17 protein-coding genes are annotated in these 14,538 nt (G+C 35.5%); 11 read left to right on the top strand and 6 right to left on the bottom strand.

The genetic code is table 11. The annotated features are described in order from the left end of the window. Positions 1-66: 66 nt before the first annotated feature. On the bottom strand, positions 67-2,052 hold the full coding sequence (locus ACQUQZ_RS02795) for an FG-GAP-like repeat-containing protein (protein ID WP_435353223.1): 1,986 nt from the start codon (positions 2,050-2,052) through the stop codon (positions 67-69). A 157-nt stretch (positions 2,053-2,209) separates the two neighbouring features. On the opposite strand from ACQUQZ_RS02795, the gene ACQUQZ_RS02790 reads away from it, so the two are divergent. Together ACQUQZ_RS02790 and ACQUQZ_RS02785 are read left to right on the top strand one after the other, a co-directional pair. Beyond that, a complete protein-coding gene (locus tag ACQUQZ_RS02790; protein WP_435353222.1) occupies positions 2,210-2,923 on the top strand; it encodes a hypothetical protein in 714 nt (237 codons plus the stop codon). Between the two features lie 155 nt (positions 2,924-3,078). Beyond that, a complete protein-coding gene (locus tag ACQUQZ_RS02785) occupies positions 3,079-3,618 on the top strand; it encodes an SRPBCC family protein (RefSeq protein ID WP_435353221.1) in 540 nt (179 codons plus the stop codon). A gap of 7 nt (positions 3,619-3,625) precedes the next feature. On the opposite strand, the gene ACQUQZ_RS02780 is transcribed toward ACQUQZ_RS02785, so the two are convergent. From ACQUQZ_RS02780 to ACQUQZ_RS02765, 4 genes are all read right to left on the bottom strand, one after another. Then, the gene (locus tag ACQUQZ_RS02780; RefSeq protein WP_435353220.1) at positions 3,626-4,489 is read right to left on the bottom strand and encodes an SDR family oxidoreductase; all 864 of its coding nucleotides are present in this window, start codon (positions 4,487-4,489) and stop codon (positions 3,626-3,628) included. Between the two features lie 12 nt (positions 4,490-4,501). Then, a complete protein-coding gene (locus ACQUQZ_RS02775; RefSeq protein WP_435353219.1) occupies positions 4,502-5,896 on the bottom strand; it encodes a M16 family metallopeptidase in 1,395 nt (464 codons plus the stop codon). A 61-nt stretch (positions 5,897-5,957) separates the two neighbouring features. Next, a complete protein-coding gene (locus ACQUQZ_RS02770) occupies positions 5,958-7,271 on the bottom strand; it encodes a M16 family metallopeptidase (RefSeq protein WP_435353218.1) in 1,314 nt (437 codons plus the stop codon). A gap of 35 nt (positions 7,272-7,306) precedes the next feature. Then, a complete protein-coding gene (locus ACQUQZ_RS02765) occupies positions 7,307-8,296 on the bottom strand; it encodes a sterol desaturase family protein (protein ID WP_435353217.1) in 990 nt (329 codons plus the stop codon). A 329-nt stretch (positions 8,297-8,625) separates the two neighbouring features. Here ACQUQZ_RS02765 and ACQUQZ_RS02760 point away from each other — a divergent pair, with 329 nt between their 5' ends. The 8 genes from ACQUQZ_RS02760 to ACQUQZ_RS02725 all read left to right on the top strand — a co-directional run bounded on the left by ACQUQZ_RS02760 (position 8,626) and on the right by ACQUQZ_RS02725 (position 14,049). After that, on the top strand, positions 8,626-10,443 hold the full coding sequence (locus ACQUQZ_RS02760; RefSeq protein ID WP_435353216.1) for a beta strand repeat-containing protein: 1,818 nt from the start codon (positions 8,626-8,628) through the stop codon (positions 10,441-10,443). 21 nt (positions 10,444-10,464) lie between these two features. Beyond that, positions 10,465-10,749, top strand: a complete 285-nt coding sequence (locus ACQUQZ_RS02755) for a hypothetical protein (protein ID WP_435353215.1) — start codon at positions 10,465-10,467, stop codon at positions 10,747-10,749. A gap of 295 nt (positions 10,750-11,044) precedes the next feature. Then, a complete protein-coding gene (locus ACQUQZ_RS02750; RefSeq protein ID WP_435353214.1) occupies positions 11,045-11,674 on the top strand; it encodes a hypothetical protein in 630 nt (209 codons plus the stop codon). Between the two features lie 144 nt (positions 11,675-11,818). Beyond that, entirely contained in the window at positions 11,819-12,382 is a 564-nt protein-coding gene (locus ACQUQZ_RS02745; protein ID WP_435353213.1) for a DJ-1/PfpI family protein, read from the top strand. A 213-nt stretch (positions 12,383-12,595) separates the two neighbouring features. Then, the gene (locus ACQUQZ_RS02740) at positions 12,596-12,922 is read left to right on the top strand and encodes an ArsR/SmtB family transcription factor (RefSeq protein WP_435353212.1); all 327 of its coding nucleotides are present in this window, start codon (positions 12,596-12,598) and stop codon (positions 12,920-12,922) included. After that, positions 12,912-13,409 carry an SRPBCC family protein gene (locus ACQUQZ_RS02735; protein WP_435353211.1) on the top strand — a complete coding sequence of 166 codons (498 nt, stop codon included), beginning with the start codon at positions 12,912-12,914 and terminating at the stop codon, positions 13,407-13,409. Before ACQUQZ_RS02740 ends, ACQUQZ_RS02735 begins: the two co-directional genes overlap by 11 nt. Further along, on the top strand, positions 13,406-13,615 hold the full coding sequence (locus tag ACQUQZ_RS02730) for a hypothetical protein (RefSeq protein WP_435353210.1): 210 nt from the start codon (positions 13,406-13,408) through the stop codon (positions 13,613-13,615). Before ACQUQZ_RS02735 ends, ACQUQZ_RS02730 begins: the two co-directional genes overlap by 4 nt. Before the next feature lie 2 nt (positions 13,616-13,617). After that, entirely contained in the window at positions 13,618-14,049 is a 432-nt protein-coding gene (locus ACQUQZ_RS02725; RefSeq protein WP_435353209.1) for a DUF1801 domain-containing protein, read from the top strand. A gap of 25 nt (positions 14,050-14,074) precedes the next feature. On the opposite strand, the gene ACQUQZ_RS02720 is transcribed toward ACQUQZ_RS02725, so the two are convergent. Next, on the bottom strand, positions 14,075-14,266 hold the full coding sequence (locus ACQUQZ_RS02720; protein WP_435353208.1) for a cold-shock protein: 192 nt from the start codon (positions 14,264-14,266) through the stop codon (positions 14,075-14,077). An 81-nt stretch (positions 14,267-14,347) separates the two neighbouring features. On the opposite strand from ACQUQZ_RS02720, the gene ACQUQZ_RS02715 reads away from it, so the two are divergent. Next, positions 14,348-14,515, top strand: coding sequence for a hypothetical protein (locus tag ACQUQZ_RS02715; RefSeq protein WP_435353207.1), 168 nt, complete (start codon positions 14,348-14,350; stop codon positions 14,513-14,515). Positions 14,516-14,538 lie beyond the last annotated feature (23 nt).

Genomic DNA, 14,538 nt, shown 5'->3' with positions numbered 1-14,538 from the left:
TAATTAATGGATAATATAGAATAGATAATTAACAGCATGAATTCCTCACATTCAATAAAAACTATCCTATTTCAAATTTCTCAAATATCGTAATGTAACTGGTAAATGCTGTTTTACTTCATCATTTTCATCTTCAATATAATAGAATTTTACGCCAGTTTGAATGGCGGCTCGCAAGATTTTCTTAAAATCTAACTGACCTGTCCCTACTGCTACATCTGATGTTAATGGAGTTCCCCCTGTCAATTCGCCCGTTTCTTGGCCAATTTTCATATCTTTGATGTGCAAAGCAATGAAACGACCTTTGTGCTTTTTTAATAATAAGGCTGGGTCTTGTCCGCCATGAAAAGCCCAATAAACATCACATTCATAACTGACATTTTCAGGATTAGTTTTCTGAACCATATAATCGAAAAGTGTACCTTCTTCGCTTGGTTTGAATTCAAAGCCATGACAATGATAATAAAAATGAATACCTGCTTTTGCCAAAGTTTCGCCTGCTTTATTGAAAACCTTGATAGCTTTATCGGCATCTTCACGCTCAAATTTATTGCCTACATGCGGAATCCATGCTGTGCCAGCATATTTGACACCCAAAGCCTTACATATAGCCACAACTTTATCAAGGCTATCTCGAAAAAGGTTAAAATCCAATAATGTACTGTAAGGTTTTAGTCCTGCTTTATCTAATTCAGCTTTAAAGTCTTCAGTTATCATGCCGTAAGTACCAGCAACTTCGACCTCGTTTATGCCTAAACTTTTCACATAAGCCAATGTTCCTGGCACATCGTTTTTAAAATAATCACGTAAGCTATACAATTCAAGTCCGATACGGTCGTTCAGAACTTTACTAATATTCGGTTGTTTTTCTCCTGTGCCATTTTGCAGCCACATTTCCAACCTTGGAGTTTTCCAATTATATGGTTTTGAAATGATATCTAAATCGCCGTCACCATCTATGTCAACTACTCTTCCTTCGTGAAAATCAATTCCTTGTTGGAAAGTTATTTTTGTAAATCCGCCTTTACCATCACCATATAATATAAAGGCTTCGGCATTTGGGTTATTGTCAGTTGCAGATTTCTCGTCCCATTTTACCATTTCGGCACAGAAAATATCGAGATTCCCATCGTCATTAATATCCGTAGCTTCAAGCGTATGAGCGTGACTCAATTCTCTGCCTATCAAATCTCTACCTTTCCAGTTAGCAGAAACTTCAGCATTTCCTGTACATTCATAAAGCATTAATTTTCCATTTTTATCACCCGATGAAAATAGTAGTTGCATTTTCTTGCCTGCTCTAAATTTTGCAGCGACTACTCTTCCACCTTCCTCTCCTACTTTGGTTGCTTTAAATTTTCCATCAATATATTTGAACCAATAATTTCCCGCAATCAAATCTTTATTACCATCGCCGTCAATATCAGCAGCTGCACAACCTTCCGTATTTTTAATATTTCCTTCAGCATAAAAAACTGGTTCAAAAACCCATTTATCTTTACGAACTTCCGTAGGAATATTCGCAATAAAAAGTGTTTTTGCTCCTTGATTCCAAAAAGCTAATTGAGCTTTACCGATTTGCTTGAAATCTCCAAAAACCATATCATGGTGCTGCAGTGCTCCATCTGTTTTGATTTCGTAGCGATGCCACGGCACATTTGGATTGAAAAAAGGAGCTGGATTTTCCCACCACCAAATTTTATTACTTTGATAATCTCCTCCAAAAACTAAATCTTTGTCTCCGTCATTGTCAATATCATAATAAGTGCCCCCTGCTTCGACAGATAGCAATTCTTTTTCGACAGCAAATTCACGCCAACCAATGGCACGGTCGAATTTGAAATAAATAATCGCAGACGTTTGTCCACGTCCGCAAATTACAAATTCTTCGATGCCATCATTGTCAATATCAACAGCCAATGATGCAGTTTGTTGGGTAGTTTTCCAAGAAAGTGGGATCGTACCATCTTCGCTCGAAATTCGTTCCCATTTTTGGGCTTTTGTGGTGAAGAAAATAAAAGAAATGACTATTAAAATGACACTTTTTTTCATTCTTTGAGAAAAATTAGTTGAGCTATGCAAAAGGTTTTTGCAAATATAGAATAAAAATAGATTGAGAAATTAATCTTTTTGTCTGGTGTTAATCAACTTTTTTTGTGCATATCAATTATTTTTGATTATGTTTATATTTCCTTTGATCAAAAATAGAATGGACAAAAAACACAGAATAATACTGATTATCATATCAATTATAGGTTGGGGAGCGATTGGCGGCTTAGGTTGGTATTTCTTTGAAAATTCTTCTTATACAAGCCCGAACTCAAAAACCAAAGTTCAAGCTGAGTACGATACCCTTGTTCAGCCAACACACTATAAAACCATTCCTTCACAACCATTCAAAAATGTTGTTTTAGAAAGTGATTTAGGGCCAGTGAAGATTTATTTTGAACCCAGCGAAAAATACGCCATCAAGTTTCATCAATCTTATATGAAATATGTTGACATGACTTACAGAGGCGATACTTTAATTATTCATGCCAATAAAACACCAAAATCAACTAAAGAAAACCCTGTTTATAAACAAATTTATGTGTATGCTCCTGATATAAAATATTATAGTGGCGAAGCCAGTCAAACATTTTTCTCTTATTTCAATATCGAGCAGCTCAAGGTTGATAGTAAAAGTAGCTATATTCGATTTTATTCTTGTCATATTGATAAAGTCGAACTTTATACCAATAATTCATGCAATTATGTGATGGATGATAATTGTGTTTTTGGCAATGTGAGGGCAGAAATTAATCAAAATAGTGCTTTTTCGTGCTTAGGATTTGTTGACCGAGAACTTGCCATCAAAACCAAAGATTTCAAGCAAATTGACCTTAGAAAAGAGAATGTACAAAAATTAATGGTAATAAAATAGATAATTTGTTTGGAGATGATACATCGCATACTTAAAAAAAGCTTTACACAAAAAAGACATTAAAATATTTGTTAGTGATTTTTTATTTTCTGAAAAACTAAAATAAAAATCACTACGTATATATGTCTAAATTTTGTTAAAACCAGCCAAATATCATGTCAGCCTCCTCTTATCATTTCATATCAAACTGGCAAATTGATGCCACACCCGAAGAAGTTTATGCGATTATCAGCGATTCAGCGAAACTCGTTGATTGGTGGCCAGCCGTTTATTTAGATATTAAGATTTTGGACAAAGGCAATGAAGCCGGGCTTAATAAACTTATCGAACTTTATACCAAAGGTTGGTTGCCTTATACGCTTCGTTGGAAATTTCGTGTCGTCAATGTTCAAAAACCACAAACCATTGAAATTGAAGCTCTTGGAGATTTTATCGGTCATGGAAAATGGACTTTTGAATCTACCGAAAATCAAACATGCAATGTTACTTATGATTGGCGAATCGAAGCTAAAAAACCACTTTTGAAAAAACTTTCTTGGTTGATGAAACCTGCTTTTTCAGCAAACCATGAATGGGCGATGAGAAAGGGAGAGGAGAGTCTCAAGTTAGAAATTTTACGTAGAAAAGGACTTAGCGTTTCACCACCACCAAAGCCTACTTTTCCTCATAATCTAACAAATAACAAGATTTTGTAAGAAAAAGTCATAGTTTTTTAGCAAATTCCTTTAAAGTAATGCTTGGCTTGCCCAATTCATCCCAAGTTTTTTGTGCTTCAAATTTCTCAGGATATTTATTCAGAGCCTCTACGATATGATAACCATAATCAAATTTTTGGCTAAACAAACCCATCAATTTCATGATAAACATAGGAGCGGTCATGGTGCGAAGTTTTTCTTTTTTGTAAAATTGAATGAAAATTTTAGCCGCTTCATCTTGTTTAAAAGCCTCTAAACCTTGTACCACATAATCTCGGCTTTCATGTGTCAAAATTTTGAAAGAATTTACGACTTGGCGAGCATAATCTTCGGAAGCAATATAGTATAATGGATATTCAGATTTCCCTCCCAGAGCAATCATACTGCCTTGTTTTGATTGGTAAAAAATACTTTCCATAAAAGTAGAAGGATAAAAAATCGTATAAGCAATGCCTGATTCTTTGATTTTCCGTACAGCTTCTTGCTTGATTCTAAAAATCCACCAATCAAAACCATTCATGCCTTGATACAAATGAACCAGAGAAGAAAGATAAGCTATTCTTTTGATTTTCAATTGTTTAGCAACATCAATAATCAAATCAATCCCCTCTCCTTCAGTATGAAAATCTGATTCTTTTTCGGTTTGTTTTACCGAAAGACTCAAAAATAAGGCTTCTTGTCCTTGCATGGCAGCTTCAATATCAGCACGATTTTGTACATCACCTTTGATGATTCGAGCTTTTGGAAAAAGCTTTTCAGCCAAAGTTTTGTCTCTCACCAAAAGTGTAATGTCAAAATTTGCTTCGATGAGGGCTTTGGTAACGGGTTTGCCAAGCAAACCCGTCGAGCCAATGATTAGAATTTTCTTCATGACATATCCAAACTAATCTTTTATTTCATCTTTTATCTGCACTTCTGTAACTGTGCCATATTTCTCTACAATCTTCTTTATTTCTGCCGATTTTCCGACTATCACAAACTGTAATTTATCTTTCGGGAAATACGTTGCAATGATAGATTTAGCTTTTTCTACTGTCAAACCGTCCACATTTTTCTCAAAATTATTGATAAAAGACTCATCGAAATTATACCAAAACATCTGCGTAAGTAATCCTGCCAATTGTCCAGCAGTTTCGTAACGAGGAGGAAATTGACCTTTTACATAGTTTTTTGCTGAAGCTAATGAGTTTTCGTCAATGCCATTTTTGTGCAAATTATTCAATACTTCTAAAGCTTTGTCAATAGCCGCTTCTGTGGTTTTATTGGCAGTAAATGTTGAAATAGCAAATGTACCACCATTTTTCAGAGGTGAAAAACGGCTACTTGCACCATAAGTCAGACCAGTATTTACACGAAGTTCATCATTGAGCATAGAAGTGAATCTTCCACCAAAAAGCGTATTTACGACATCTATTGCCACAAAATCAGGGTTATTTCGACTAATACCCATTGCTCCGATATTAAAAGTTGTTTCACGGGCATCATCTTTATTTATCAACAAAACATTATTAGCGGTAGGTTTTGTGATTGGTTTTGAAGCAAGATTTACTTGTGGTTTTGTACTTTTTTTCCATTCTGAAAACAATTTTGTAAGTGTAGCTTTCATTTCTACACTATTAAAATCGCCTACCACAGCAATTGCCGATGATTCGGGCAAATAATTGTCTTTATAGAACGTTTTTATGTCTTCAACTGCCAACGGACCAACTGTTGACTTTTTGCCTTGAATCACATTTCCATACACATGGCTGCCGTACATAAATTTATCGAAATACGCAGGCAAAACTGAACGTGGACTTTCTTTTTGCTGGTCTAAATTAGTCAACAAGCGTTTCTTTTCTTTTTCAAACTCCATACCATCAAAAATGGGATCGAGCAATACTTCTTTGACAATTCCCAAGACTTTATCTTTGTCTTTGGCTGCAAATTTAGCCGAGATTCCTGCCGATTCTTTCGAGGCAAAAGTATTGACACTCGCCCCGATGAAATCTAATTCTTCATCTAATTTTGCTTTTGGATAGTTTTTTGTGCCATGCTTTAATGCCGTTGCGGTCAAAGAAGCAAGACCAGCTTTAGTTCCATCATAAATTGCCCCTGCTGGAATAACAATGGAGACATTCATTACAGGAACTTCTTTTTGTTCCATTAAATAAACCGTAAGTCCATTGGGTAATTTAAATTTTTCATACTTAGGCAATTGATAGCCTTGTGCTAAAATATATGTGCTACTCAGGCATAGAACTGCCGCTGTAAACACTTGTTTTATGTATTTGTTCATGTTAAGACAAGAGATTCGAGATAAGTGATAAAACTTTATCTGTAAAATGATTGGTTAAAAATTATTCTTCAGTATTAGCTTTCAAAATACCCACCGTACGGTTACTTTTGGTAAAATATTTTTTAGCGACATTTTTGATGTCTTCAACTGTCACATTGTTGAAAGCTACGGGAGCATCAAACATCTTTTTGTAGTCACCAAAGAAAACTTCATACGTGCCAATATTATTCGATTTTCCGTTGATTGTTTCTATCTGTCCATAAAACTCCATGAGTTTTTGGTTCTTGATTTTTTGCAATTCATTTTCCGTAATACCGTCTTTCTTTATTTTCTCAATTTCTTCATAAATGGCCTTTTCTAAGTCATTTTCATTTACTTTTGCTGCCGCAATGGCATAAACACCAAATAAAGTTGGGTCGAAACTTTCGCCAAAATTGGTAAAAACTTGGGTAGCCATTTGCTTTTTATCTACCAATGAACTGTATAAACGAGATGATTTTCCACTGCTCAAAACATCACTCAAAATCGTTAAAGCATAGTACGATTCGTCTTTGGTTGCTGGAATTTTATAGGCAATCATCACCGAAGGTGTAGAAACATCTTTTTGAACCAAAATTCGTCTTTCACCCGTTTGTGGAGGCTCAACAATCATTACTTTTGGAGGCTCAGGTTGAGCAGCAATTGGCTCAATGTATTTCTCAGCCAATCTTTTTACCTCATCAAATTTTACATTTCCCGAAATTACAGTTACACAATTATTTGGGGCGTAATAAGTCTTGAAATAACGCTCCAAATCGGACTGTTTCCAGTTTTTCATGTCGTCTTCATAACCAATGACTGGCCAATGGTAAGGATGTTCTTGAAAAGCAGTTGCTTGAACTGACTGCGACAATAATTCCCACTTGGAGTTTTCTAAGCCTGTGCTACGTTCGCTCAATACTACGCCTCTTTCGCTTTCAACCATTTTTGGGTCGATGCTTAGGGTGGCAATTCGGTCGCCTTCTAAGTCAAAAATCACTTCGGTGGCTGACGATGGAAACCAGTTGGTGTAAACTGTTACGTTTTCAGTAGTATAGGCATTATTTGCTCCACCATTGAATTCCATTGTTCGGTCAAACATTTTTGGGCCGTATTTTTTCGCTCCGTTGAACATCATGTGTTCAAAAAAGTGCGAAAGTCCCGTAATGCCTTGGTATTCATTTCGGCTACCAACTTTGTAAAATAAATACATATTGGCATTAGGAATAGAACTGTCTTCTACCACCAGAAATTTCATTCCATTTTTGAGGGTGAAAGTTTTTACGTCTTCTGCTTTCATTTGTGCTTGTATCGAGAAGCAGACAAACAGTAACGCAGAAAAAAGGAGCTTTTTCATTAACATTTGAGTGTTGATTTTGTGTAATTTACTGATTAAAATTTATTATTAGCCAAATATTCATTTCTAACAACAGAGGCTGTTTTGTGTTGTCCCGAGTGATGCCAACCTGGTGGCATAAAAATATATAAAATTTTATCTTTTAGTGTTGGAGCTGCCCAAATATCTTTGAATAAAGCGATGAATTCACCAAAATAGGCATCCCAAAGATTTCCCGAATCCATTGGTCTTGTAATGCCATATTCGATTTTCACTTCGTCTTTTTCAAGTTGATAAGTACCAAAAACCTTGTCCCAAATATTCAAAAGATTACAAAAATTGGTATCCATATAAAGCGGATTTCGGGCATGATGCACACGGTGGTGCGAAGGGGTAAGAATGATATTATTCAAGAAGCCCATTTTGCCATTTTTCATCAAATTTTCACCCACATGAATAAACATTCCATAAGTACCATCAATAAACATAATAAAGAATAAAAGTGCAGGATGAATACCCAAAATGATACAAATCGAGCCACGAATGACATCAGCATAAGGCCCTTCAAGGAAAAAATGTGCATGAGAAACTGACAAATTCATGTTTTCAGGTGTGTGATGTGTTGAATGCAAACACCAAAACAAACGAACTTTGTGCCCCAAAAAATGATACACAAAATGCGAAAATTCCCAAACGATATAACCATAAATAAGCCAATACCAAGTAAAAGTAGTTTGAAAAGGAGCGTAAGGTTGTAGCGTAGCAATCAAAAACGAAATTGCTCCAATAGAAATAAATCGGCCAATAAAACGATTGAGTATATAAATCAGGAAGGTAATTTTATACACTTTAGTATGAGGATTTTTGAGAATCAGGCCATTGATTAATTCGAGTACAAGCAGTAGTGGCAAGATTGGTCCAATAGCAGTTTTCATACCATCAAAAGTCAAAAATGCACTAAAATCGCCTGATTTTAAGATTTCTAAAGTACCACGTAAGCCTAAAAAGCCAATAAGTTCGTTATACAAAAACTCAATTATTTCCATCTGTTTATCTTTATATTGTTTGTTAAGGTTGAATTGGCTTCAATTTCCAAAATATTTTGATAAATGTGGTGGTTTTTAGCTTTTTTTTGTTGGATTGGGTTAAAAATTGATTGCCTATTAATTTAAGAATCAATCACTCGATGCCATTATAAACAACTAATAACATTCAGTTTTTTTTTAATTGAAATATCGAAAAAAACATTACTTGCAAACCGTTTAGTAAAATATTCGGCATTTTGCTTTACATTATTTTGTTTTTGACTTTTATCCAAACTAAGTTTATCATAAAATATATTTTGCTATCGAACATAATTTAAAAACTATAGACAATGAAAAGACTATTTACAACTTTTATTCTATTTGCTACAAGCTACAATATTTTTGCCCAAAGTATTATTGAGGGAATAAACCCAAGTACAAATGCAAATGATTACGCAATTAAAGGCACAATCTTATCAACTGCTCCTGGTGGATTTTCTGCTGGTGTGAGAGGACAAAATAACGGAACAAGTGGCTTAGGAATTGGGGTTTATGGTTCTCAGGCTGGAAGTGGTTGGGGCGTATATGGGATAACCCCTTCAGGAATTGGCGTATATGGTAACTCAACAAGTGGCTTTGGGCTTTATGGCAATAGTGCCAACGGCACAGCGATTTCTGGCGTAAGCAATACTGGTATGGTTGCAGATTTTTCAATTACCAATGCTGCAAATACCAGCAATGCTGTTGGCATCAGCTCAGCTGGTACTGGAAAGGGTCTTATTTTAGCACTTACTAATACATCAAATACCTCCAGTGGTATAAATGTTGCACATAGTGGTATTGGGAGTGGTCTTTCTATACAACTTACCAATGCCTCAAATGGAGCAAGAGGTGTAGATGTTACACAAAGCGGTGTAGGACCAGGGGTATTTGCTACATCTACTGGTGGTAATGGAGTATGGGGGATTACAAGTTCTATAAGTGCTGCAGGTGTGATTGGAGACAATACATTTGGTGAAGCAGTAGTAGGAAGAAATCAAGGGGGTGTTGGTGTTGGTGCTGTTGTTGGTCGAAATGATGGTGCAGGTTATGGCGTAAGGGGATTTAATACAAAAACTGGCATTGGCGTGCTTGGTCAGGCCGGTATTAGTGGTGGCACAGGCGTAGGTGGAAGATTTGAAAATGTCAATGCAGCAAATACAAGCGATGTACTCCAAGCTGCCACTAATGGAATTGGAAGTGGGCTGACTGTAAAACTTACCAATGCATCAAATGGAGGTAGAGGTGTAGATGTTACACATAGCGGAGTAGGTCCAGGTGTGTTTGCTACATCTTCTGGTGGAAATGGGGTTTGGGGGATTACAAGTTCTATAAGTGCAGCAGGTGTGATTGGAGATAATGGTGGTGGTGGTGAAGCTGTGGTTGGACGTGCTTCTCATAGTGATCCAAACAGAGATGGGGGTGGCGTAGGAGCTGTGGTTGGTAGAAATGATATGATGAATGGGTATGGAGTACGAGGATTTGTAACTAGATCAGGTGCAATTGGTGTATTAGGTCAAGCAGGCATTAGTGGAGGGGTCAATATAGCTGGTCGATTTGAAAATGTCAATGCAGCAAATACAAGCGATGTACTGCAAGTTTTAAGTAATTCGACAAGTAATTTGGTAGTTCTTAAAAAATCTGGAGCAAATGTTGCCAGAATAGATGCAACAGGCAAAGGCTTTTTTAATGGGGGTACACAAAGCAGTGGTGCAGATATTGCTGAGGCTTTCGAAGTGGAAGGAAATCGCAAAAATTATGAAGCAGGAGATGTAATGATAATTTCCATAAATAATGACCGTACCCTTGCCAAATCAGATGGTGCATATTCTAATTTAGTGGTTGGTGTTTATGCTACTAAGCCAGGTGTTTTATTAACAGAAGAAAGTATTGATAATTTGGAGTCTGATCAAATTCCGTTAGGCGTAGTTGGGGTCATTCCTACAAAAGTATGTTTGGAAGGAGGTGAAATTAAAAGAGGTGATTTTTTAGTAACTTCTTCACAAAGTGGTGTAGCAATGAAAGGTGATTTATCAAAAATAAAAGTTGGACAGCTTATTGGTAAAGCTTTACAGGACTATAATAACGAAGGAGTTGGTAAAATCAAGGTTTTAGTTAATGTTAGATAATAATTAGTAAATAAAAAAGATATGAAAAATTCAATACTATTGAAAAGTTTATTTTTAACCGCTTTTGTTTTTTGTTTTGAAAATGCTGATGCTCAATTAGCAAGTGATACACCAGCTCCAGTTGTGAATAAGACTTTCGTAACTTCTAAACAAGATTCGGCGAAAGTATTAGCCTCTGATACTCCAACAATTAATCAAAGTAATTCAAAAGCAAAAAAAAGCAGCCCTCCATCGGATAAGACAACTTTACCGAGTGAGCGTATATTTAATAAACAGAATGAATTAAGTAGCCCTAAAAAGCAATAGTTTTGGAACAATAGACCCATCATAAAAAAAAATATATCGTAATAGAGCGATGATATATAATAATTAATTCAGTGCTGACTTTAAAAAAGTCAGCACTGAATTTTTACTTTATATTCTAATTACTGCTTATTTAATATTTCTAAATTATTACCTAAATTCAATCTACTTGTCTTTTATAGTTTGTTAAGGTTGAATTGATTTTCAAAGTGATTTACTCTTACAATTATTATACTCTCTTGAATTGCTAAAAATTTAGGTAAAAAAAACCGAAGTTGTTCAAGTTTAATCATCTACTATGCCTCTACAAAACAGAGTAAGCCCTTTTAGCACACTTGCTGCCACGCCTGAGCGTGGAACATTGACAGGTAACAGAGGTGTGATTCATAACGATAAGAAGGAAATCGTTAGAAATCATGCTGTAAAATATTGGATAACCTGTGCATTGGCATACAAAAACTTTCAAAGAAAAGTAATGACCCCCAATCGCTGGACAGAGTTATTTTTCTTAGATGAAGCTACTGCTTTTTCGGCAGGTCATCGTCCATGTGGGTTTTGTCGAAATGCAGACTTTAAACAATTCAAAAATCTATGGTTAGAGGCAAATGCTCAGCAATATGCTTTAGAAAAAAATACTAAAATCGACATCATTGATGCCCTTATTCATCAAGAAAGGTTAGACGAAAACGGGCATCAAAAAACTTTCAGAGCAAGTTTATCTACCTTGCCCGATGGCACTTTTATTCGTTTGATTGATGATTCAAAAGCTTATTTATGGTTTCAACAAAATCTTTTCGAATGGTCATTTAGCGGCTATAAGAAAGTTTTAGCATTTGACCCAAACCAAGAAGTAAATGTTTTGACACCCTATAGTTATGTAGAAACTTTTAGGGCTGGATATTTGCCACAAATACATGCTTCCATTTAAACTCACTTTATAAAATTCATTGAAGTATATAAAATACCACTCTCCAATATATCATCTATAGATTTCAAAATACCTCAACAAAGAATGATATGCTTGTGGTAGAAAATTTTTATATTTGTTTTTTATTCAACCATATACTATACAATGTCAAAGAAAGAAAAAATACTCATAATCACTGGCGATGCTGGTGAAGGTTACGAATGTTTGTACGGCAAACACCGCTTTGAAGAGGCTGGTTATGAAGCAGTTATTGCTGCACCAAGTGTAAAAAGACTTAATTTGGTTATTCACGACTTTGAACCAGGCTGGGATACCTACATCGAAAAACCAGGTTATATTGTTGAGTCAAATATTGCTTTTGATGATGTAAAAACTGAGGAATATATTGCCGTTCTGATTTTAGGTGGAAGAGCTCCCGAATTTTTACGACACAACGAAAAAGTAATCACAATTGTAAGAGAATTTGACAAAGCTGATAAATTTGTTTTTTCTATTTGCCACGGAATTCAGATTCTGACAGCGGCAGGTTTGGTCAAAGACAAAACCGTTACTTGCTATGAAAATGTACGATTTGAAGTAGAAGCCTGTGGTGGTAATTTTGTAGGCAAAGATGAAGCGGTAAGAGATGGAAAATACGTTTCTGGACAAACCTGGCAATCTCACCCTGATTTTTATAGAATGGTTTTTGAGTGTTTAAATGAGAAATAAATTTCACGCATGCGAAGTTGTAAACTTTTGCTATGCTGAGTTTACAACTTCGCTCAGTAGAACTAACATTAAGATTTGCATAGAATTCTGTCTATCGAGATAATACTTCCCTCATTCAATTTAAATAATCAGAAAAAAAATTAAAATAAAATTGCGAAACCAAAAAGTTGCACATATATTTGCAACCAATTAGTTTCATAAATAAAAAAACAAATGAGGCGAGATATTTTTCAAGCAATTGCAGACCCAACCAGACGAGGCATCATTGCCTTGATTGCATTACAGTCAATGACACCTAATGCCATTGCCGAAAACTTCAACACAACACGCCAAGCGGTGTCGAAGCATTTACGTATTCTCACAGAATGTGAACTTGTAAAACAAGAGCATCATGGCCGAGAAATTTATTACTCCCTTGAAATCGAAAAAATGAAAGAAATAGACAAATGGTTGGAGCAATACCGCAAGATTTGGGAAACTCGATTCAATCAACTTGATAATTTATTAGCAACAATTAAAACACAAAAAAATGAAAAATGACTTATTTTTTGATTTTACCGTTGACAAAGTAGCCAAAACGGTATTCATCACCAGAGAATTTGCTGCCGAACTATCCTTAGTGTGGGAGGCTTTTACTACTCAAGAATTACTCGACCAATGGGTAGCTCCCAAGCCGTTTATCTCAAAAACGAAATATATGAATTTTGAGGTGGGTGGCAAAAGATTTTATGCAATGATAAGTCCAGAAGGACAAGCTCGTTGGGCAATTCAAAAATACACATCAATTACTCCGAAGACCAATTTCAAAATGTTTAATGTTTTTGCCGACGAAAATGAAAATCCTGACTTATACGGCTCTGATTGGGACTATAATTTCAGCGAAGAAAACGGCATAACAAAAGTGAGCATTACTGTTTATAATGAATCATTCGAGCGTATGGAAAGCATACTCGAAGGCTTCCGACTTGGCTTTACTGCATCTTTACAAAACTTAGAAAGTCTATTAGCTGCTTCATCACAAAAATGATTTTTGTTTTCAAAACATCGGTAAAAACTAAAAAACAGATAAAAGCATTTAAGCCACATATCGACAACATTTTGCCAAAAGCCAAATGGAATTTTGACCTCGAAGACTGCGACAACATTTTGCGAGTTGAGAGTGAAGAAAATGTCGTTTGTGAAATTCGAAAATTGTTAAATATCCATCATTTTTATTGCGAAGAATTAGATTGACAATGGAAATTCAAGAACAAATCAAAGCCTATATTGATAGCCAACCAGAGCCGAAGCAGGGTGAAATGCAAGCATTGCATCAACTTATACTGCAAGCCTTTCCAGCATGTAAACTTTGGTTTTTTGATGGTAAAAACAGCGAAAATAAGACTGTGTCCAACCCAAATATTGGGTACGGAATGCATACAATCAAGTATGCGAATGGAAAAACAAATGAATGGTTTAAGATTGGAATAAGTGCCAATACTACTGGCATCTCAGTTTATATTCTTGGTATCGAGGACAAAAAATACATAGCTCAAACTTACGGGCAGAAACTCGGAAAGGCAAGCATTAGCGGGTATTGTATTAAGTTCAAATCATTAAAGGATATAAATGTTGATGTACTTGTAGAGGCAATAAGCACTGAAGCTCACCAAACCGCAAAACCCTGATGGCGATGCGGTTTGGCTGAGAAATTTAGGCTTTTCTTACATTTACAGCATTAGGCCCTTTTCTGCCTTGTGCAACATCATATTCTACCTCATCATTATCACTGATATCCTCTTTTAAGCCTGTCACGTGTACAAAAATTTCTTCTCCATTGTCATTTGCGATGATAAATCCGAAGCCTTTCGATTCATTGTAAAACTTTACTTTTCCTTTTGCCATTATAAAAATTATTAAAATTAAAAATTAAGCCAATATACAAGAAATTATTGTATTTACAATAGTAGTAAGAAATAGACTTGTATGGCTAAATATTCCAAATTTAGTCAATGTGTCAACGATTACCCTAACCTTAATGGTCTTGTGCGAAGTTACAAACTTCGTATGAGTGCCTTCGCAATTTTCAAATTTACTTCAGGAGATGTCAAAACACCTCTGCAAAGAAATATTCTTCGCAGAGCAGGAATTTGATTATTTTTATCGCAGTATTTATA

This window comes from Emticicia sp. SJ17W-69 (assembly GCF_051209875.1).
GTDB lineage: Bacteria > Bacteroidota > Bacteroidia > Cytophagales > Spirosomataceae > Emticicia.
Note: the sequence above shows the minus strand (reverse complement) of the source record. Positions and strands in the feature narration are given on the sequence as shown.

Coding starts and splice junctions, on each gene's coding strand:
- ACQUQZ_RS02735 (WP_435353211.1), top strand. CDS start 12,912: ATGAAAAATGACTTATTTTTTGATTTTACCGTTGACAAAGTAGCCAAA.
- ACQUQZ_RS02765 (WP_435353217.1), bottom strand. CDS start 8,296: ATGGAAATAATTGAGTTTTTGTATAACGAACTTATTGGCTTTTTAGGC.
- ACQUQZ_RS02730 (WP_435353210.1), top strand. CDS start 13,406: ATGATTTTTGTTTTCAAAACATCGGTAAAAACTAAAAAACAGATAAAA.
- ACQUQZ_RS02715 (WP_435353207.1), top strand. CDS start 14,348: ATGGCTAAATATTCCAAATTTAGTCAATGTGTCAACGATTACCCTAAC.
- ACQUQZ_RS02740 (WP_435353212.1), top strand. CDS start 12,596: ATGAGGCGAGATATTTTTCAAGCAATTGCAGACCCAACCAGACGAGGC.
- ACQUQZ_RS02745 (WP_435353213.1), top strand. CDS start 11,819: ATGTCAAAGAAAGAAAAAATACTCATAATCACTGGCGATGCTGGTGAA.
- ACQUQZ_RS02780 (WP_435353220.1), bottom strand. CDS start 4,489: ATGAAGAAAATTCTAATCATTGGCTCGACGGGTTTGCTTGGCAAACCC.
- ACQUQZ_RS02785 (WP_435353221.1), top strand. CDS start 3,079: ATGTCAGCCTCCTCTTATCATTTCATATCAAACTGGCAAATTGATGCC.
- ACQUQZ_RS02755 (WP_435353215.1), top strand. CDS start 10,465: ATGAAAAATTCAATACTATTGAAAAGTTTATTTTTAACCGCTTTTGTT.
- ACQUQZ_RS02750 (WP_435353214.1), top strand. CDS start 11,045: ATGCCTCTACAAAACAGAGTAAGCCCTTTTAGCACACTTGCTGCCACG.
- ACQUQZ_RS02795 (WP_435353223.1), bottom strand. CDS start 2,052: ATGAAAAAAAGTGTCATTTTAATAGTCATTTCTTTTATTTTCTTCACC.
- ACQUQZ_RS02720 (WP_435353208.1), bottom strand. CDS start 14,266: ATGGCAAAAGGAAAAGTAAAGTTTTACAATGAATCGAAAGGCTTCGGA.
- ACQUQZ_RS02790 (WP_435353222.1), top strand. CDS start 2,210: ATGGACAAAAAACACAGAATAATACTGATTATCATATCAATTATAGGT.
- ACQUQZ_RS02770 (WP_435353218.1), bottom strand. CDS start 7,271: ATGAAAAAGCTCCTTTTTTCTGCGTTACTGTTTGTCTGCTTCTCGATA.
- ACQUQZ_RS02725 (WP_435353209.1), top strand. CDS start 13,618: ATGGAAATTCAAGAACAAATCAAAGCCTATATTGATAGCCAACCAGAG.
- ACQUQZ_RS02760 (WP_435353216.1), top strand. CDS start 8,626: ATGAAAAGACTATTTACAACTTTTATTCTATTTGCTACAAGCTACAAT.
- ACQUQZ_RS02775 (WP_435353219.1), bottom strand. CDS start 5,896: ATGAACAAATACATAAAACAAGTGTTTACAGCGGCAGTTCTATGCCTG.